Raw genomic sequence first — 14,824 nt, 5'->3', positions numbered from 1 at the left:
CGATGAACACGCCGTGGTGATGCGAGGATTAATACTCGGGGCCGTCTAGGATATGTCACGATGTTGAACTCCACCGCCCGTCGTATCCTGGCCACCACCTGTGTGCTCATGCCCCTCGGCCTGAGCACGGTGCTCCCCGCCGCAGCCCAGCAGGCAACGCCGCCCAACTCCGCTCCCTCTACGGGCGGCGCGGCGGCGCTGATTCAGCAGGCCCCCGGCGTCGATAGCTCGGCGGATCATGCGGAGGATTCCGCCAACCAGGAAGAGGCCACCGACACCCCGGAGCGTGAGGCCGCGCCGGATACCAATTCCTGCCCGCACGCGCAGCGCCCCGGCGATCCCACCACGACCTCCGAGGCCCTTGCCCCTGGGCAGCAGGCTCCCACCCCGCCGCCGGTGACCTATCGGGGTTCCTGCGGGGTGACGGCGGCGCCCGGATACCGCGTTCCGGAGGAACAAACCGCGAGTGCTTGGCTGGTTTTTGATATTGATTCCGGCGAAGTCATCGCGCAGAAGGACCCCCACGGGCGTTACCGCCCGGCCAGCGTCATTAAGGTGCTGCTTGCCCTGGTGGCTCTGCGCGACCTCGACTATCACGCCGTGATTCCGGTGAGTGAGAGGGCCGCGAACATGGAGGGTTCCGCCGTCGGGATCGGCACCACGGGCACGTACACCACGGAGGACCTGCTCCACGGTTTGCTGCTGGCCTCTGGCAACGACGCCGCCCAGGCCCTCGCGGAAGCCCTCGGGGGCGAGCAGGTAGCCCTGCGTAAGGTGAACGAGCTGGCTCAGCAGATCGGCGCCACCGATACCCACGTGGGTTCCGTGACCGGCCTGGATACCGCGGGCCAAATGACCTCCGTGACCGATCTGGCCCGCATGTATCGCTATGCGTGGACGAATCCGACCTTCGCGGCCATCGTGAACACCGAGTTCTGGAACTTCCCCGGCTACGAGGACCATCCCGGATACGAAGTGTGGAACGATAACGGGCTCTTCCTCAACGACCCCGACGGCATCGGCGGCAAGACCGGCTATACGGACGACGCCAACCACACCTTCGTGGGCGGCATGGATCGCAATGGGCGCCGCCTGGCCGCCGTGATTCTGGATACCACCATTGATAAGGGCCGCCCCTGGGAGCAGGCGCAGCGCTTCCTCCACGCCGCCTACGCCCTACCCAAGGGCGCCTCCATCGCTTCGCTGAACGACGCCCCCGCCAGCAGCGACCAGCCCAGCGCGGCACCCACCGCCCCCACGGAAAGCCCCGATGCCGATGCCAGCAGCGAGGATAAGCGTAGCGACGCCCTCCTGGGCGCCAGCATTGCCGGGATCGTGGTGCTCTGCGCCCTGCTCGGAGTGATGCTCAGTGTGACTCGGGGGAAGAAGCGGCGCTAAAACGCCGCACCAGGGGCACGATCATCAAGAGCGGTAATAACCCGTGCACCACGATGGCTAACCAAAACTGATCGTCGTGCGGCCCCGGTAGCCCGGCGGGGTCTAGTTTCCGCCACACCTCAAAGTAGAAGAACCACACGAGGGCTTCCGCCGGAAGCCAGCAGGCCAGCACCACGAGCGCTTTCTTCATTTTTACTTCTTCTTCATTTTTACTTCTTCTTCCACCAGCGCCAGGCGGCGGCACCGGCAGCCGCACCCAGCGCGGCACCGGCACCGAGTGCCGCGCCCGTGGAAACGCCGGGCTGCTGCACCTCGTTGCGCACGCGAATCACGGCGGGTTCAGGGGCGGGCACCGGGGTGGCGGCCAGGGATTCCTCCGTGGTGGCCGCCCAGGCGGAGACGTAAAGCAGTACTCGCCAAATCAGGTACATGAGCACCATGAGGCCGATAATCGGGCCGAAGGTGGCACCGGCGGGGTTGCTCAGTGCATTGGAGGCAAAGAGAGAACCCAGCTGCTTGATGACCTCAAAGGCTACCGCTCCGATGAGCGCGGCCTTGAGCCCGGAGCGTCGCGGCACGTAGGTGCGCGGCAGGAAAATAATCATCCAGGCCATGACCAGGAAGTTTGCCAGCAGGCCCAGGAGAAGAGCCACGGCCTTGACGGCATAGCCTACGCCGGGGACATCATCAAGCCCCACCATCTCTAACAGGCGGGTGGTGATTCCCGAGGAACCCACGGCGGTGATGCCGAAGGCCACGGCGAAGGAGAGCAGCAGGCCGAGCAGACCCACGAGATCGAGGATTTTCTTGACGGCAAAGTTGCCATCGGTGGGGTCCACGCGCCACATCTTAGAGATGCCATAGCGCAGGTTGTTCATCCAGCCGAGCCCGGACCACAGGGCGGTCACGGCACCGATACCGGCCACGGTGCCGCGCTGGGCGATGGCGGTGTCGAGGATTTCATTGACCATATCCCCCATCTGCCCATCCAGGCTGCCCGCGATCTTGTCTTGGAGCTCGGAGAGCTGATCGGGGTTAGCGGCCAGAACGGAGGCCGCCACGGCCACCACGAGCATGAGGATGGGGAACATGGCCAGAACGGAGAAATAGGTAATACCGGCCGAGTATTGGTTACCGCCCATGAGACCGTAGCGCTCCTGCATAAGCATGATGTGGTCAAACCATGCCCACTTGGCGCGGAGTTTGTCTATCACTCCTGGCTCGTCGGTGCGGATGCGTTCAATGCCGTATTCATCCGTATCGCGCTTGTCGGCGCTGGTGACGGTGGCCACGGGTGGGCTCCTCTCTTCGCGGTAAAAAACTCGGCGGGCTGCTGTGGTGCCCACCGGAACCACAGTAAACCATGAGGGAGCTCAAACCTCTAGGAAGAACGCGGGGGTAGGAAACCCATCTTGTCGTAAACCTCGGCCAGCAGCGGTGCGGCTTCCTCGGAGGCGCGCTGTGCACCGCGCGCCAAGATGTTTTCCAATTCCGCGCGGTCGCTCATAAAGCCCTCGTAGCGGGCGCGCAGCGGGGTGGTGAAGGCCTCCAGGGCGTCGGCGGTATCCACCTTGAGAGCGCCGTATCCCTTGCCTTCATAGGCGGCCACGAGGTCCGCGATGGGGGTGCCGGTAAGCGCGGATTGAATGCCCAACAGATTAGATACGCCGGGCTTATTTTCCCGGTCGTAGGCGATCACGCCGTCGTTATCCGTCACGGCGGAGCGGATGCGCTTGGCGGAGGTCTTGGGGTCGTCAAGCAGGTTCACCAGGCCCTTGGGGTTGGTGCCGGACTTGGACATCTTAGAGGTGGGGTCTTGGAGGTCGTAGATCTTGGCCGAGCCTTCGGGAATGAAGCCCTCCGGCACCACGAAGGTCTCGCCGTAGCGGTGGTTGAAGCGCTCCGCGAGGTTGCGAGTGAGTTCGAGGTGCTGGCGCTGGTCCTCCCCCACGGGAACCAGGTGCGGGCGATAAAGCAGAATATCCGCCGCCATGAGCATGGGGTAGGCAAAGAGCCCAGCGGAGGTGCGCTCGGAGCCTTGCTTGGCGGACTTGTCCTTGAACTGCGTCATGCGGGAGGCCTCGCCAAAGCCGGTGAGGCAGGTGAGCACCCAGGTTAGTTCCGCGTGGGCGGGCACCTGAGATTGCACGAAGAGGGTGGACTTCTCCGGGTCAATACCCAGGGCCAAGAGCTGGGCGGCCCCGGCCAGGGTTCGGGCGCGCAGTTCCTGCGGGTCCTGCTCCACGGTGATGGCGTGGAGGTCGGGGATGAAGTAGAAGGCATCGTAGCCATCTTGGAGTTCAATCCACTGTTTCAGCGCTCCGAGGTAATTGCCCAGGTGGTAGGAATCCGCGGTGGGTTGGATACCGGATAGGACGCGCTGCTGCCCCTGCTGTTCGCTCATATTTTATCAGTGTAGAGGTTTCCCTCCCGCGCCTCCCCCTCACCTACCTACATGGTTACCCACCTAAGTGGTATAGTGCGAAACCGAAGGAGGTACCCATGACATGACAGCCGATTCCCGCCCCCTCTACCAGCGCATTGCCGATGAACTCCGCGACCTCATCGCCGCAGGCACCCTCGCGGAGGGCGACCGCGCCCCCTCCACCAACGAGTTATCCACCTTTCACTCCGTCAATCCCACCACCGCCGCCAAGGCACTCACGGCCCTGCACCAAGAAGGGCTCGTGGAAAAGCGCCGAGGCCTGGGCATGTTCGTCACCCCCACCGCCCGGGCACAAATCCTCGATCAGCGCCGCGAACACCTCGCCCGCGATTACATCCGCCCCCTGCTGCGCGAGGCGGCGTCGCTAGGCATGGACAGCGCCGCGCTCCACGCCGCCATTGAGCAAGAAAGGAAGAACCATGATCCAGCTTGACCGCGCCGTGGACCGCCGCGGCATTCTTTCCCCCGTCACCTGGGAGCTCGGCCCCGGCGCGCACGGCCTCATCGGCCCCAACGGTTCCGGTAAAACCACGCTGCTGCGCACCATAGCGGGGCTCACCCCGCTGCGTTCGGGCACCCGCCGCGTGGACACTGCCGCGATGTCCCCCACCGGGGGCGACATCGCCTTTGCCGGTGACAGGCTCCACGATCACTTTGCCACCGCCACCCTCATTCATCCCCGCTTTGACCACGAACTCGCCGGACAGATCATCGCACTGCTCAACCTCAGCCCCGATCAGCGCGTGCGCAAGCTCAGCGTGGGCGGGCGCCAACTCGCCGCCGTAGCCACCATCCTCGCCAGCCGCGCGGAGGTCATGCTTCTCGACGAACCCTTCACCGGCCTCGACGTCACCGCGCGCGATGGCCTGCGTTCCGCCATCCTCGGGCTCATGCAGGGCAGCCCGGAACTCACCATCATCATTACCTCGCATCGCTCCGAGGACCTGGCCGGAATCGTGGAGGACGTCACCCCCATTAATCGTCAACGGTTAGGCGAAACCGCCTCACTCGACGCCCTGCGCACGCACTTCCCCACCCTGAGTGGTCCCGCCGAGGCCGTGCGCCAGGCCGCTGGTTCGCGCCCCATCGTCAAGGAGCAATCCCTGGGTTCCATATTGCGGCTCACCGTGGCCGGAGCGATAGAGAACACTCCGCCCGAGGTCAGCGTGGATTACCCCGATGATGCCGCCGCTATCGACGCCCTCGTGTACCAGGAAAGGAATCACGCACATGCTTAAGGTTTTCTATCAGCCCTCCCGGCGCGAACTCACCCTGGGCACGGCGCTCATTGCCGTGGTGGTGGGATTAGGTGATGTTTTCGCTCATGCCCAAGGGTTTTGGTTTTTCTACGTACTCTCCCCCCTCACCTTTGGGTTGCTCTGTGTTCCTGGTGCCCAAACGCGCGCGGCCCTTTCTCTTGGCGCCCCCTGGAAGCAATGGGTGGAGAGCAATGTTGCCGTAGCCTTCTGCATAACGCTTATCCTGTCCATCATCTGCACCATCACCACCGCCATCAATGGCTTTGACGGCCCTTTCCGCACCTTTCTCACCAATAACGATTCCCCCGTAGCGCTAGTTCATATAGAAAAGACGCTCATCACGTTCAGCGTATTCTTCTGTGCGATCTTCTTTGTCGCCGTTCTCGGCAGCACAATAGGCGCCCTTCAATCTCAATCCCAGAGCTCTCGGGCACTCTTTTACTTTGTCGGCGCTTTTTTCATCGCCGCTATCCTTGGTTTCATTCTCGGGTTTTTCAATGTCTCACTAATCCCCGGCGTCTACATCTTCTGCCTGCCCCTGAGCACAATCGCCCTCGGGGCCACCGCATTCAGCGCGCGGCGCGGCCTCTAAACCAAGCGCGGCCTCTCCAGCCCCCTCAACCCCAACAAAACACAACAAAAGGGCGGTTCCCCTCTAGCACAGGGGAACCGCCCTTCGATCTATGCGCTGCCTAGAGCTTCTTCGAGGTGGGGCTGATCTTATCCGCCACCACGGCCCAAGCGGCGGTGATGAGGGAGCCACCCACGGCGATCACCAGGGCCGCGAGAATGGCGGCGATGGTGTGTCCGGCCGCCGCGGCCCACAGGAAGCCGCCGATCACCCCGGCCAGCCCGAGAACGAATAACACTATCGCAAGCATAAAAAGATCCAATCAAACGGGAGGTGTCTTATCGGAGTGAAGTATAAGACACGTCCACAGTTATTCACCACCGGGGGCGGCCTTGCGGGCCTTCTTGGGAGGCCAGGCCTGCACCTTATCCCGAGCGTGCTTGCGGCGCTTCTTGTTATCCAGCTCCACGTTCAGCGACCACTGAATATCCTCGTTCTTCGGTTTGCGGTGGTGCCGTCCGGCCTGCCGGTTGAGCAGGGCGTAGCGGGCGGCGTCGTAGCCGGAGCGGCGTCGAGCGCTGCGCCAGCCGCGCCGCAGCAAGTGGTACGAGAGGCGCACGCGGGGGTCGATGGGTTGATCGCGGCCCAGGTATTCAAAGACGGGCAGGCCTTTGTCGTAGTAAATGGCCAGACAGCGCGCCCCAAAGCCGATGATGAGCGTGGCGATCACCACCCAGTGCTCCGTTATTCCCACGTGCAGCAGCCCCATGTACGTGACGGTCACCAGCACCGAGATGGAGGCATAGAGTTCGTTGGCAAAGACCAGCGGCATGCGGTCGGACATGAGATCGCGCAGGATACCCCCGGCCACGCCCGTGACCACGGAGGAGACTGTGGCGATCACAAATCCGTGGCCTAATTCCAGGGCGATGCGGGTGCCCAGCACGGAGAAGGTGGCCAGGCCCACGGCGTCGAGCACCAAAAAGAGCACCCGGAAGTAGTGCATGAGGAAGGAAAGCGAGATGGTCACCAGCGCCGCCACCATCACGATGATGAGGTAGATGGGCTTTTCCACCCAGGTCAGCGGGTAGTTATTGAGGATGACATCGCGCACCACACCGCCGCCCAGGGCCGTCATGCAGGCCACCATCACCACGCCAAAGACGTCCATCTTCTGCCGCCCCGCAGAGAGGGCGGCGGTCACGGACTCGGCGGTAATACCTACTACATAGAGAACCGAGAGCAGCATTATGCGTAGGTGACGTTGAGGGGAGAGTGGTCAGACCAGCGCAGTTCCACCGCCTCGGCTTTATCCACCCAGGTGCGCTGGGCGCGTTCCAACATCGCGGCGGTGGCCGCCTGGTAGTCGATGCGCCACCCGGCGTCGTTGTTGAAGGCCTGGCCGCGGTAGGTCCACCAAGTGTAGGGGCCGGCATCGTCCGGGTTGAGGCGGCGGGCCACGTCGAACCACTGGGGATTCTCGGCGGCGGCGCGCGGGGCGCCCCCGGCGTATTCCACGGCACCGAAGAAATCCCCGATTCCGGCCTCTACCTGGGTAGCCTCATCTGGGAAGGAGCCGAAAACGGAGTCCATGAAGGCGCGCTCGTCGGGCAGGAAGCCAGACTTCTTCATGTTGCCCTTCCAGTTCTTCAGGTCCTCGCGGCGGTGGCAGATATTCCAATCGCCGCCGATGACCATGTTGGGGTATTCCTCGGCGCGCTGGGCCAGCAACTCCTGGAACTCGTCGAGGAAGCGGTACTTCTCGTCCTGTTTCTCGGTGTTCTCGGAACCAGAGGGCAGGTACAGGGAGGCCACGCGCACCTCGCCAAAGGAGGCCTCCACCGTGGCCTCGATCCAGCGGCCGGAATCCTGGAAGGAACCGAAGCCCACGGAGACGTCGGCAAGCGGGGTGCGGCTGAGAATACCCACCCCGGCGCGTCCCTTGGCCGCCGCCGGTGCCCCGGCGTAGTGCCAGCCCGCCTCTAGCGCGGGGGCCAGGGCGGCGCGGGTTTGGCCCTCGCTGGCCCGCACCTCTTGGAGCAGCACCACGTCTGGCTTGTTTTCTTCCAGCCAGGCGTTCATGCCGAGGTTGTCCTCGCTGCGCTTTTTTGTGGCGGCGCGCACGCCATTAACGTTTACGGAGGTGATGGTCAGCGTCATGCGCACCACAATAGACACCGCCCGTGGAGCCTTCCACCGGCCCCACCCCTTAGGTTAGGGTGGACTACCTTAGCCAAAGGAAAGGAGCAGGCGGTGTCCTATATCGTGACGCGCGTGCAGGTCATGGAAGCCCAGCGCCTCTCCCCGCACTGGGCGCGTATCACGCTGGGCGGGCCGGGCATGAGGGAGGTGGGAACCCCGGCTAGCCCGGTATATGACCAGCGCATTAAGGTCCTCGTCCCCCGCACACCGCACCCCCTGCCACCTTTGGAAGGCTCGACCGAATGGTATCGGGATTGGTTGGCCTTGCCCGAGGCCCAGCGCGGCGATCTGCGCACCTACTCCATCCGTCACATCACACCAGGGCTAAGCCTCACCGTGGACTTCGTTCTGCATTTAACTGGCGACGCCACCGGTCCCGCCGCCCAGTGGGCCGCTAGCGCCCAGCCGGGCGATGAGGTGCTCATCGTGGCTCCGCGCCGAGGGCCCGAGGACACCGCGGGCATTGCTTTCCATCCCGGCCGCTCCCTCGAGGTCACGCTCTGCGGCGACGAGACGGCCGCCCCCGCCATCGCCCGCATTCTCGAAGATGTGCGCGCTCATCTCCCCCACCTCTGCGTGCGGGCCTATATCGAGGTGCCCACCAAGGCCGATTGCCTCGCTATCGACGCCGCCCCCAACGCCACCGTGGAATGGCTGCCGCGCGAGGGTGCGCCCCTGGGGAGCCTGCTGGAAGCCGCACTGCGGGCGCATATGAGTGAGCACGGGGGCGTCGATAAGCATGAACCGGAAGCCCTGCCTGCGGTGAGCACCGCCGAGGTGCTGTGGGAGGTGCCCGAGGAGGCCGGGGCTGGTGAGTACTACTGGATAGCCGGGGAATCCGGGGTGGTGCGCGGGCTGCGGCGCTACCTCATGCGGGAGGCGGGGGTGGCGCGCTCGCAGGTGGCGTTCATGGGATATTGGCGCCGGGGAGTGGCAATGGTCTAGTCAGCGGATCGGCCCCGCCGCACCCGTGTTCCTATATGGAGGTATCCTGGATAGCCGTTGAGATGACGTGCATCTAAGAACGAGGAGTGACTATGGCTAAGATCATTTGGACCCGCACCGATGAAGCGCCGCTGCTGGCGACCTATTCCCTGAAGCCCATCGTGGAGGCGTTCGCTTCCACCGCCGGGATCGAGGTGGAAACGCGGGACATTTCCCTGGCCGGGCGTATCCTCGCGCAGTTCCCCGAGCGCCTCAGCGCGGAGCAGCGCCTTGACGATGCCCTGGCCGAGCTCGGTGAGCTTGCCAAGACTCCCGAGGCGAACATCATTAAGCTCCCGAATATTTCCGCCTCCCTGCCGCAGCTCAAGCGCGCCATCGCGGAGCTCCAGGCCGCGGGCTTTGATATTCCCGATTACCCGGATCACCCCCACACCGACGAGGAGCGCGAGGTACGGGCGCGTTACGACGCCGTGAAGGGCTCCGCCGTCAACCCCGTGCTGCGCGAGGGCAACTCCGACCGCCGCGCCCCGCGCGCCGTGAAGAACTTTGCCCGCAAGCACCCGCACAAGATGGGCGCGTGGAGCAAGGATTCCAAGACCAATGTGGTGACCATGAGCGATAGCGACTTCCGCCACAACGAGAAGTCCGTTATCATTCCCGCCGCCGATACCCTCTCCATCGTGCACGTGGGCGCGGACGATCACGAGATCACCCTCAAGAAGGCCCTCGACGTACTCGAAGGCGAGGTTATCGACGGCACGGTGCTCTCCGCCAAGGCCCTCGACGAGTTCCTGATCGCCCAGGTGGCCCGCGCCAAGGAAGAGGGCGTGCTCTTCTCCGCTCACCTCAAGGCCACCATGATGAAGGTTTCCGACCCCATCATCTTCGGCCACGTAGTACGCGCCTACTTCAAGGACGTATTTGACCAGTACGGCGAGGAATTGGAAGAGGCCGGCCTCAATGCCGAGAACGGCCTGGCTGCCATCTACACCGGCCTGGAGAACCTGCCCAATGGCGCCGAGATCCGCGCCGCCTTTGATAAGGCCCTGGAAGAAGGCCCCGCCCTGGCGATGGTGAACTCCCACAAGGGCATCACCAACCTGCACGTTCCCTCCGACGTCATCATCGACGCCTCCATGCCCGCCATGATCCGCACCTCCGGGCACATGTGGAACAAGGATGACCAGGAGCAGGACACCCTGGCCGTAATCCCCGATTCCTCCTACGCCGGGGTGTACCAGGCCGTGATCGAGGACTGCAAGGCCAACGGCGCCTTCGACCCCACCACGATGGGCACCGTGCCGAACGTGGGCCTCATGGCCCAGAAGGCCGAGGAGTACGGCTCCCACAACAAGACCTTCAAGATTCCCGCCACCGGCCGCGTAGAGGTACGCAACTCCGCCGGTGAGGTGCTTATCTCCCACGAGGTTGAGGCCGGGGACATCTGGCGCGCCTGCCAGACCAAGGACGCCCCGATCCGCGACTGGGTGAAGCTGGCCGTTAATCGCGCCCGCCTCTCCGAGACCCCCGCGATCTTCTGGCTCGACCCCGAGCGCGCCCACGACCGCAACCTCACCGACCTGGTGAAGAAGTACCTCGCAGAGCACGACACCGAGGGCCTGGATATTCAGATCCTCTCCCCCGTGGAGGCCACCAAGGCCAGCATCGCCCGCGCCCGCCGCGGCGAGGACACCATCTCTGTGACCGGCAACGTGCTGCGCGATTACAACACCGACCTCTTCCCCATCCTGGAACTGGGCACCTCCGCCAAGATGCTCTCCATCGTGCCGCTCATGGCCGGTGGCGGCCTCTTCGAGACCGGCGCGGGCGGCTCCGCGCCCAAGCACGTGCAACAGGTCCAGGAGGAGAACCACCTGCGCTGGGACTCCCTGGGCGAGTACCTGGCCCTGGCCGAATCCCTCCGCCACTTTGCCCAGGGTGGCGGCGATAACGAGCGCGCCGCCGTGCTGGCCACCGCCCTCGATGAGGCCACGGAGAAGCTGCTCGACGAGGGGAAGTCCCCCTCCCGCAAGGTGGGCGAGATCGACGACCGCGGCTCCCACTTCTGGCTCTCCCTCTACTGGGCTCAGGCACTCGCCGCCCAGCAGGACGACGCCGCCCTGGCCGAGGCCTTCGGCCCCGTGGCCGAGGCGCTGGCGGCCAAGGCCGAGCAGATCGACGCCGAGCTGATTGCAGCCCAGGGCCAGCCCGCCGACCTGGGCGGCTACTACTGGCCCGACGAGGAAAAGACCACGGCGATCATGCGCCCGAGCGCCGCCTTCAACGAGATCATTGACGGGATTAAGGGGTAATTAACCCGTTCCTCTCTGAGCTTCGTGAGCCCCCGCTGGTGAGTTTTTCGCCGGGCGGGGGCTCTTTTTGACTTGTTTTTTGGGGAAAGGTGCTTGGGTTCTAGTGGTTGGTACGGCTGCGAGACCCCGGCCTCATCACATACCGTGGGTGACATGAATCTACGCGCCCTCTCCGTTACTGCCCCGCTTTGTGCCGCTGCCTTTGTTCTTGGCGCCTGCTCCGGTGGCGACGATGGCAGCAGCGGCGCGGAGGCTACCGAGGGCACTTCGAGCGCTTCGGCGGTGGCTTCTGCTTCTACCGTCGCTCCCGAACCCGGAGTGCTGCGCGATTGCAAGGGCACCGATTACTCCGGGTGGAATAACTTTGAGCAGGCCAGCGCGTTTCTTAACGAGAAACACGGCGCAGCGGAGAACAACACCTGGAAGGCCGAAAATAACGATGCGATGTGGGATACCTGGTGTGCCGCCACCCATTCCTCCGGGCAACTGGAAAGCAACGGCGCGGAGGTAGTGGTTGTGGGTGACCAGAAGATCACCCACCCCGAGGACGGCACCACCGTGGTTCTAGAAAAAGAAGGCCTGCCAGAGAACCTGCGTATCAGCATTGCTGCGGGTGGAGAGGAATATGAGGTGATGGAATGAGGAAACTAGATAACACGGTTTACCAGCAAGCCCCAAAAACTCACACGAGGCCACAGCAATGAAGCGTTTTCTATCGGTACTCACCAACCCACTCGTGAAGTCACTAGATTCACAGAAGCTATCCAAAGAATTAAAGCACGATAACGCGCTCAAAGAGCTACAGGTGAGGCTCGAAGAGCTTGGCGATCAGGAAACATCCACCTCCATAGGCGATTATCGCAAGCAAAGGCTCCAGCAAAGCTACAGGAGGGAGATTGACAAGACTCACGAGATGAACACGTCTGGAGCACTCGGCACGATGGGGATTCTTATACTCATATTCCTTGTGCTATCAATACTCAATCCCCTCATCGCCCTAGGCCTTGCATTTCTAGTAGTTATATTAAGCGCCACCATTGCATACATACGCCAGGCAATATCACTGGAAGAATCAAAAGAAGAACGAAGGGAAAAGTGGCTTCCCCGCGATAGCGAAAAAGCCACATCAGATTCCTAGCAACACCGCGCCCCAGGGTTCTTCTCCTGCTCCGCCCACTTGTGCCGCCAGAACTCCTTTTCGCTGGTAATGGCGGCCTCGGGGTGGTGGGCGCGCAGGTGTTCTACGTAGTGGTGGTAGGCGTTCTCCCCCAGCATTTCCGCCACGTACCAGTAGGCCCTTTTCAGCAGCGCCGACAAAGACAAAGCCGTCATTGCCTCATCACTTCCTTCTCCTGGGCCGTGGCCACCAGGCCGGAGGGGGCGAAGATATTGGAGGGCGCAAAGGCTTCCTCGCTGGTTTCCGGTTCCCCACCGGCGGCCCGCACCCGTATGGCCTTGATACAAGCCACCAGTGCGGAGGCAATCACCACAATTACCAGCACGGCGAACACAATGGAGAGCACGCCCTGGACGGCGGTGTTGCGCACCACGGCGTCGATAGCCTCGGGCGAGGAGGCGCTACCAAAGGAATCAAGCCCCTGGTTGGCGGCGTCGCGGAAGCGGGAGTGCTGCGCCCAGTAGCCGATAGTCGGGTCGGAGGAGAAGATTTTGTGGTAGCTGGCCGTCATGGTCACCACGAGGTCCCAGGCCAGGGGCAGGCCGGGTATCCAGGCCCAGCGGTAGAGGCCCTTCTTTATCACCACCACCAGCACCAGGGAGAGCGCGATGGCGGCGAGGAGTTGGTTGGCGATGCCAAAGAGCGGGAAGAGCACGTTGATTCCGCCCAGGGGGTCGCTCACACCCATAATCAGGATGGAGCCCCACAGCCCGCAGACGAGGAAGGTGGCAATCCAGCTACCGGGCTTCCAAGAGGGATCGCGGAAGCGCTGCATACCGGGGATCGCTGCGAGGGTATCCGTCATCATAAAGCGGGCCACACGGGTGCCGGCGTCCACGGTGGTGAGGATGAACAGCGCCTCGAACATGATGGCAAAGTGGTACCAGAAGGCCTGGAGAGAGGCGTTGCCAAACACATCGGTAAGAATCTCCGACATTCCGTAGGCCAGGGTGGGCGCGCCACCCGTGCGCGAGATCACGGTTTCCTCCCCCACCGCCGCGGCGGCGTCGCTAAGCTGCTGCGCACTGAGATCATTGCCGGGCAGGCCCAGGGAATTAACCCAGGTGGCCGCGCTTTCTGCGGTGCCTCCGGTGAGCGTGGCGGGGGCGTTCATCACAAAGTACATGTGGCGGTCAATCACCACGGCGGCGATGAGCGCCATGACGGCCACGAAGGATTCCATGAGCATGCCGCCGTAGCCGATCATGCGCATTTGTGATTCCTTTTCCACCAGCTTGGGCGTGGTGCCCGAGGAGATGAGCGCATGGAAGCCGGAGAGCGCACCGCAGGCAATGGTGATGAAGAGGAAAGGGAAGAGCGAGCCGGAAAACACCGGGCCGCCGCCCTCGCGGGCGCATTGCGTGATGGCGGGCATCTGCACCTCGGGGCGCACGATGATGATGCCCACGGCCAGCAGCGCGATCACGCCGATCTTCATAAAGGTAGAGAGGTAATCGCGCGGGGCGAGCAGCAGCCACACCGGCAGCAGCGCCGCCACCACGCCATAGGCAATGAGGCACCAGGCCAGCACCGTGGGCGAGAGGGTGAACCACTGTTCACCCCAGGAGGTCTCGGCCACCCAGCCACCGGCGATAATCGCGGCCAGCAGGAGCACCACGCCGATGGCGGAAACTTCTACGATGCGCCCAGGGCGCAGGTAGCGCATGTACACGCCCATGAACAGCGCGATAGGAATGGTCATGGCGATGGAGAACACGGCCCAGGGGCTATGCGCCAGCGCATTGACCACGATGAGCGCCAGCACCGCAATGATGATGACCATAATGGCGATCACCGCCACGATTCCGGCCACGCCACCCACGCGCCCCATCTCATCGCGCACCATCTGCCCCAGCGAGCGGCCGCGACGCCGCGTGGACACCCACAGCACCAGGTAATCCTGCACGGCTCCGGCAAAGATCACGCCGAGCACAATCCACAGCGTTGAGGGCAGATACCCCATCTGGGCGGCCATGACCGGCCCCACCAGCGGCCCAGCCCCGGCAATGGCGGCAAAGTGGTGCCCAAAGAGCACGCGACGGTCCGTGGGCACGAAGTCCTTGCCGTCCGCGTGCTGCTCGGCGGGGGTGGCGCGATCGTCGCGCGGGCGCACCACCTTGTATGCGATGAGCCGGGAGTAAAAGGTGTACGCGATGAAGTAGGAGCCCACCGCAGCGGCCACCAGCCACACGGAGTTGATGGGCTCCCCACGATTGAGGGCAATCGCCGCCCAGCCCGCCGCAGCAATCAGGGCGATCACCGCCATGACTACTTTCGACGCCCCCGAGGGCCGCTGTTCTGCCACGCCCACGGGCTTCCCCGTGGCCTCGTTGCGCAGGATGGTCACCGCTTTTCTCCCTTCCCTGCCCCACATCTCCAACAGGAATGTGAGTGGCTTAACTTTCTCGCAGTATTGCCAAAGAAGATACAGGGAGGGTGGGAATGAATATAAATCTTCCATCTAGACAGAGCGGTTCACTATGGTGGGGTGCCATTCACATGCAAGCACAACAG

Annotated in this window: 16 protein-coding genes; 8 read left to right on the top strand and 8 right to left on the bottom strand. The window is 63.4% G+C overall.

Annotation, left to right across the window (positions count from 1 at the left end; genetic code table 11):
• The first annotated feature begins 60 nt into the window (after nt 1–60).
• Nucleotides 61–1,398: a D-alanyl-D-alanine carboxypeptidase family protein gene (locus Clow_RS02725; protein ID WP_055175859.1), complete on the top strand. Its 1,338-nt coding sequence runs from the start codon at nt 61–63 to the stop codon at nt 1,396–1,398.
• On the opposite strand, the gene Clow_RS02720 is transcribed toward Clow_RS02725, so the two are convergent.
• The 3 genes from Clow_RS02720 to trpS all read right to left on the bottom strand — a co-directional run bounded on the left by Clow_RS02720 (nt 1,367) and on the right by trpS (nt 3,802).
• Nucleotides 1,367–1,588: a hypothetical protein gene (locus Clow_RS02720; RefSeq protein ID WP_055175858.1), complete on the bottom strand. Its 222-nt coding sequence runs from the start codon at nt 1,586–1,588 to the stop codon at nt 1,367–1,369. The genes Clow_RS02725 and Clow_RS02720 overlap by 32 nt on opposite strands.
• A 19-nt stretch (nt 1,589–1,607) precedes the next feature.
• Nucleotides 1,608–2,690 (bottom strand): YhjD/YihY/BrkB family envelope integrity protein, encoded by a 1,083-nt coding sequence (locus Clow_RS02715; RefSeq protein WP_055175854.1) that lies wholly within the window; start codon nt 2,688–2,690, stop codon nt 1,608–1,610.
• Between the two features lie 89 nt (nt 2,691–2,779).
• Entirely contained in the window at nt 2,780–3,802 is a 1,023-nt protein-coding gene (trpS, locus tag Clow_RS02710) for a tryptophan--tRNA ligase (protein WP_055175851.1), read from the bottom strand.
• Nucleotides 3,803–3,905: 103 nt separating this feature from the next.
• On the opposite strand from trpS, the gene Clow_RS02705 reads away from it, so the two are divergent.
• Genes Clow_RS02705 through Clow_RS02695 form a run of 3 tightly spaced genes read left to right on the top strand, consistent with a single transcriptional unit; the run spans nt 3,906 to nt 5,695 of the window.
• Nucleotides 3,906–4,277, top strand: coding sequence for a GntR family transcriptional regulator (locus Clow_RS02705; RefSeq protein ID WP_055175848.1), 372 nt, complete (start codon nt 3,906–3,908; stop codon nt 4,275–4,277).
• Nucleotides 4,264–5,082 carry an ATP-binding cassette domain-containing protein gene (locus tag Clow_RS02700; protein WP_055175845.1) on the top strand — a complete coding sequence of 273 codons (819 nt, stop codon included), beginning with the start codon at nt 4,264–4,266 and terminating at the stop codon, nt 5,080–5,082. The genes Clow_RS02705 and Clow_RS02700 overlap by 14 nt, the downstream gene beginning before the upstream one ends.
• Nucleotides 5,075–5,695, top strand: a complete 621-nt coding sequence (locus Clow_RS02695; RefSeq protein WP_055175842.1) for a hypothetical protein — start codon at nt 5,075–5,077, stop codon at nt 5,693–5,695. Before Clow_RS02700 ends, Clow_RS02695 begins: the two co-directional genes overlap by 8 nt.
• A gap of 100 nt (nt 5,696–5,795) precedes the next feature.
• Here the strand turns inward: Clow_RS02695 and Clow_RS02690 are convergent, their stop codons facing one another.
• From Clow_RS02690 to Clow_RS02680, 3 genes are all read right to left on the bottom strand, one after another.
• Nucleotides 5,796–5,972 carry a hypothetical protein gene (locus Clow_RS02690; protein WP_245625670.1) on the bottom strand — a complete coding sequence of 59 codons (177 nt, stop codon included), beginning with the start codon at nt 5,970–5,972 and terminating at the stop codon, nt 5,796–5,798.
• A gap of 72 nt (nt 5,973–6,044) precedes the next feature.
• Nucleotides 6,045–6,923 (bottom strand): trimeric intracellular cation channel family protein, encoded by an 879-nt coding sequence (locus Clow_RS02685; RefSeq protein WP_055175836.1) that lies wholly within the window; start codon nt 6,921–6,923, stop codon nt 6,045–6,047.
• Nucleotides 6,923–7,834: an exodeoxyribonuclease III gene (locus Clow_RS02680; protein WP_055176309.1), complete on the bottom strand. Its 912-nt coding sequence runs from the start codon at nt 7,832–7,834 to the stop codon at nt 6,923–6,925. Before Clow_RS02680 ends, Clow_RS02685 begins: the two co-directional genes overlap by 1 nt.
• Before the next feature lie 93 nt (nt 7,835–7,927).
• Here Clow_RS02680 and Clow_RS02675 point away from each other — a divergent pair, with 93 nt between their 5' ends.
• The 4 genes from Clow_RS02675 (at nt 7,928) to Clow_RS02660 (ending at nt 12,271) form a co-directional block, all read left to right on the top strand.
• Complete coding sequence (locus tag Clow_RS02675; RefSeq protein ID WP_245625669.1) at nt 7,928–8,821, top strand: siderophore-interacting protein; 894 nt, start codon at nt 7,928–7,930, stop codon at nt 8,819–8,821.
• A gap of 92 nt (nt 8,822–8,913) precedes the next feature.
• Nucleotides 8,914–11,133, top strand: a complete 2,220-nt coding sequence (locus tag Clow_RS02670; protein ID WP_055175832.1) for an NADP-dependent isocitrate dehydrogenase — start codon at nt 8,914–8,916, stop codon at nt 11,131–11,133.
• A gap of 153 nt (nt 11,134–11,286) precedes the next feature.
• A complete protein-coding gene (locus tag Clow_RS02665; protein ID WP_055175830.1) occupies nt 11,287–11,775 on the top strand; it encodes a hypothetical protein in 489 nt (162 codons plus the stop codon).
• A 94-nt stretch (nt 11,776–11,869) separates the two neighbouring features.
• A complete protein-coding gene (locus Clow_RS02660) occupies nt 11,870–12,271 on the top strand; it encodes a hypothetical protein (RefSeq protein ID WP_055175827.1) in 402 nt (133 codons plus the stop codon).
• On the opposite strand, the gene Clow_RS02655 is transcribed toward Clow_RS02660, so the two are convergent.
• Together Clow_RS02655 and Clow_RS02650 are read right to left on the bottom strand one after the other, a co-directional pair.
• Entirely contained in the window at nt 12,268–12,465 is a 198-nt protein-coding gene (locus Clow_RS02655; protein ID WP_055175824.1) for a YbdD/YjiX family protein, read from the bottom strand. The genes Clow_RS02660 and Clow_RS02655 overlap by 4 nt on opposite strands.
• Nucleotides 12,462–14,657, bottom strand: a complete 2,196-nt coding sequence (locus Clow_RS02650; RefSeq protein ID WP_245625668.1) for a carbon starvation CstA family protein — start codon at nt 14,655–14,657, stop codon at nt 12,462–12,464. The genes Clow_RS02655 and Clow_RS02650 overlap by 4 nt, the downstream gene beginning before the upstream one ends.
• Between the last annotated feature and the right edge of the window lie 167 nt (nt 14,658–14,824).

This window comes from Corynebacterium lowii (genome assembly GCF_001412085.1).
In the GTDB taxonomy this organism is placed as follows: Bacteria; Actinomycetota; Actinomycetes; order Mycobacteriales; family Mycobacteriaceae; genus Corynebacterium; species Corynebacterium lowii.
This window is presented reverse-complemented; position numbering and strand designations above follow the sequence as displayed.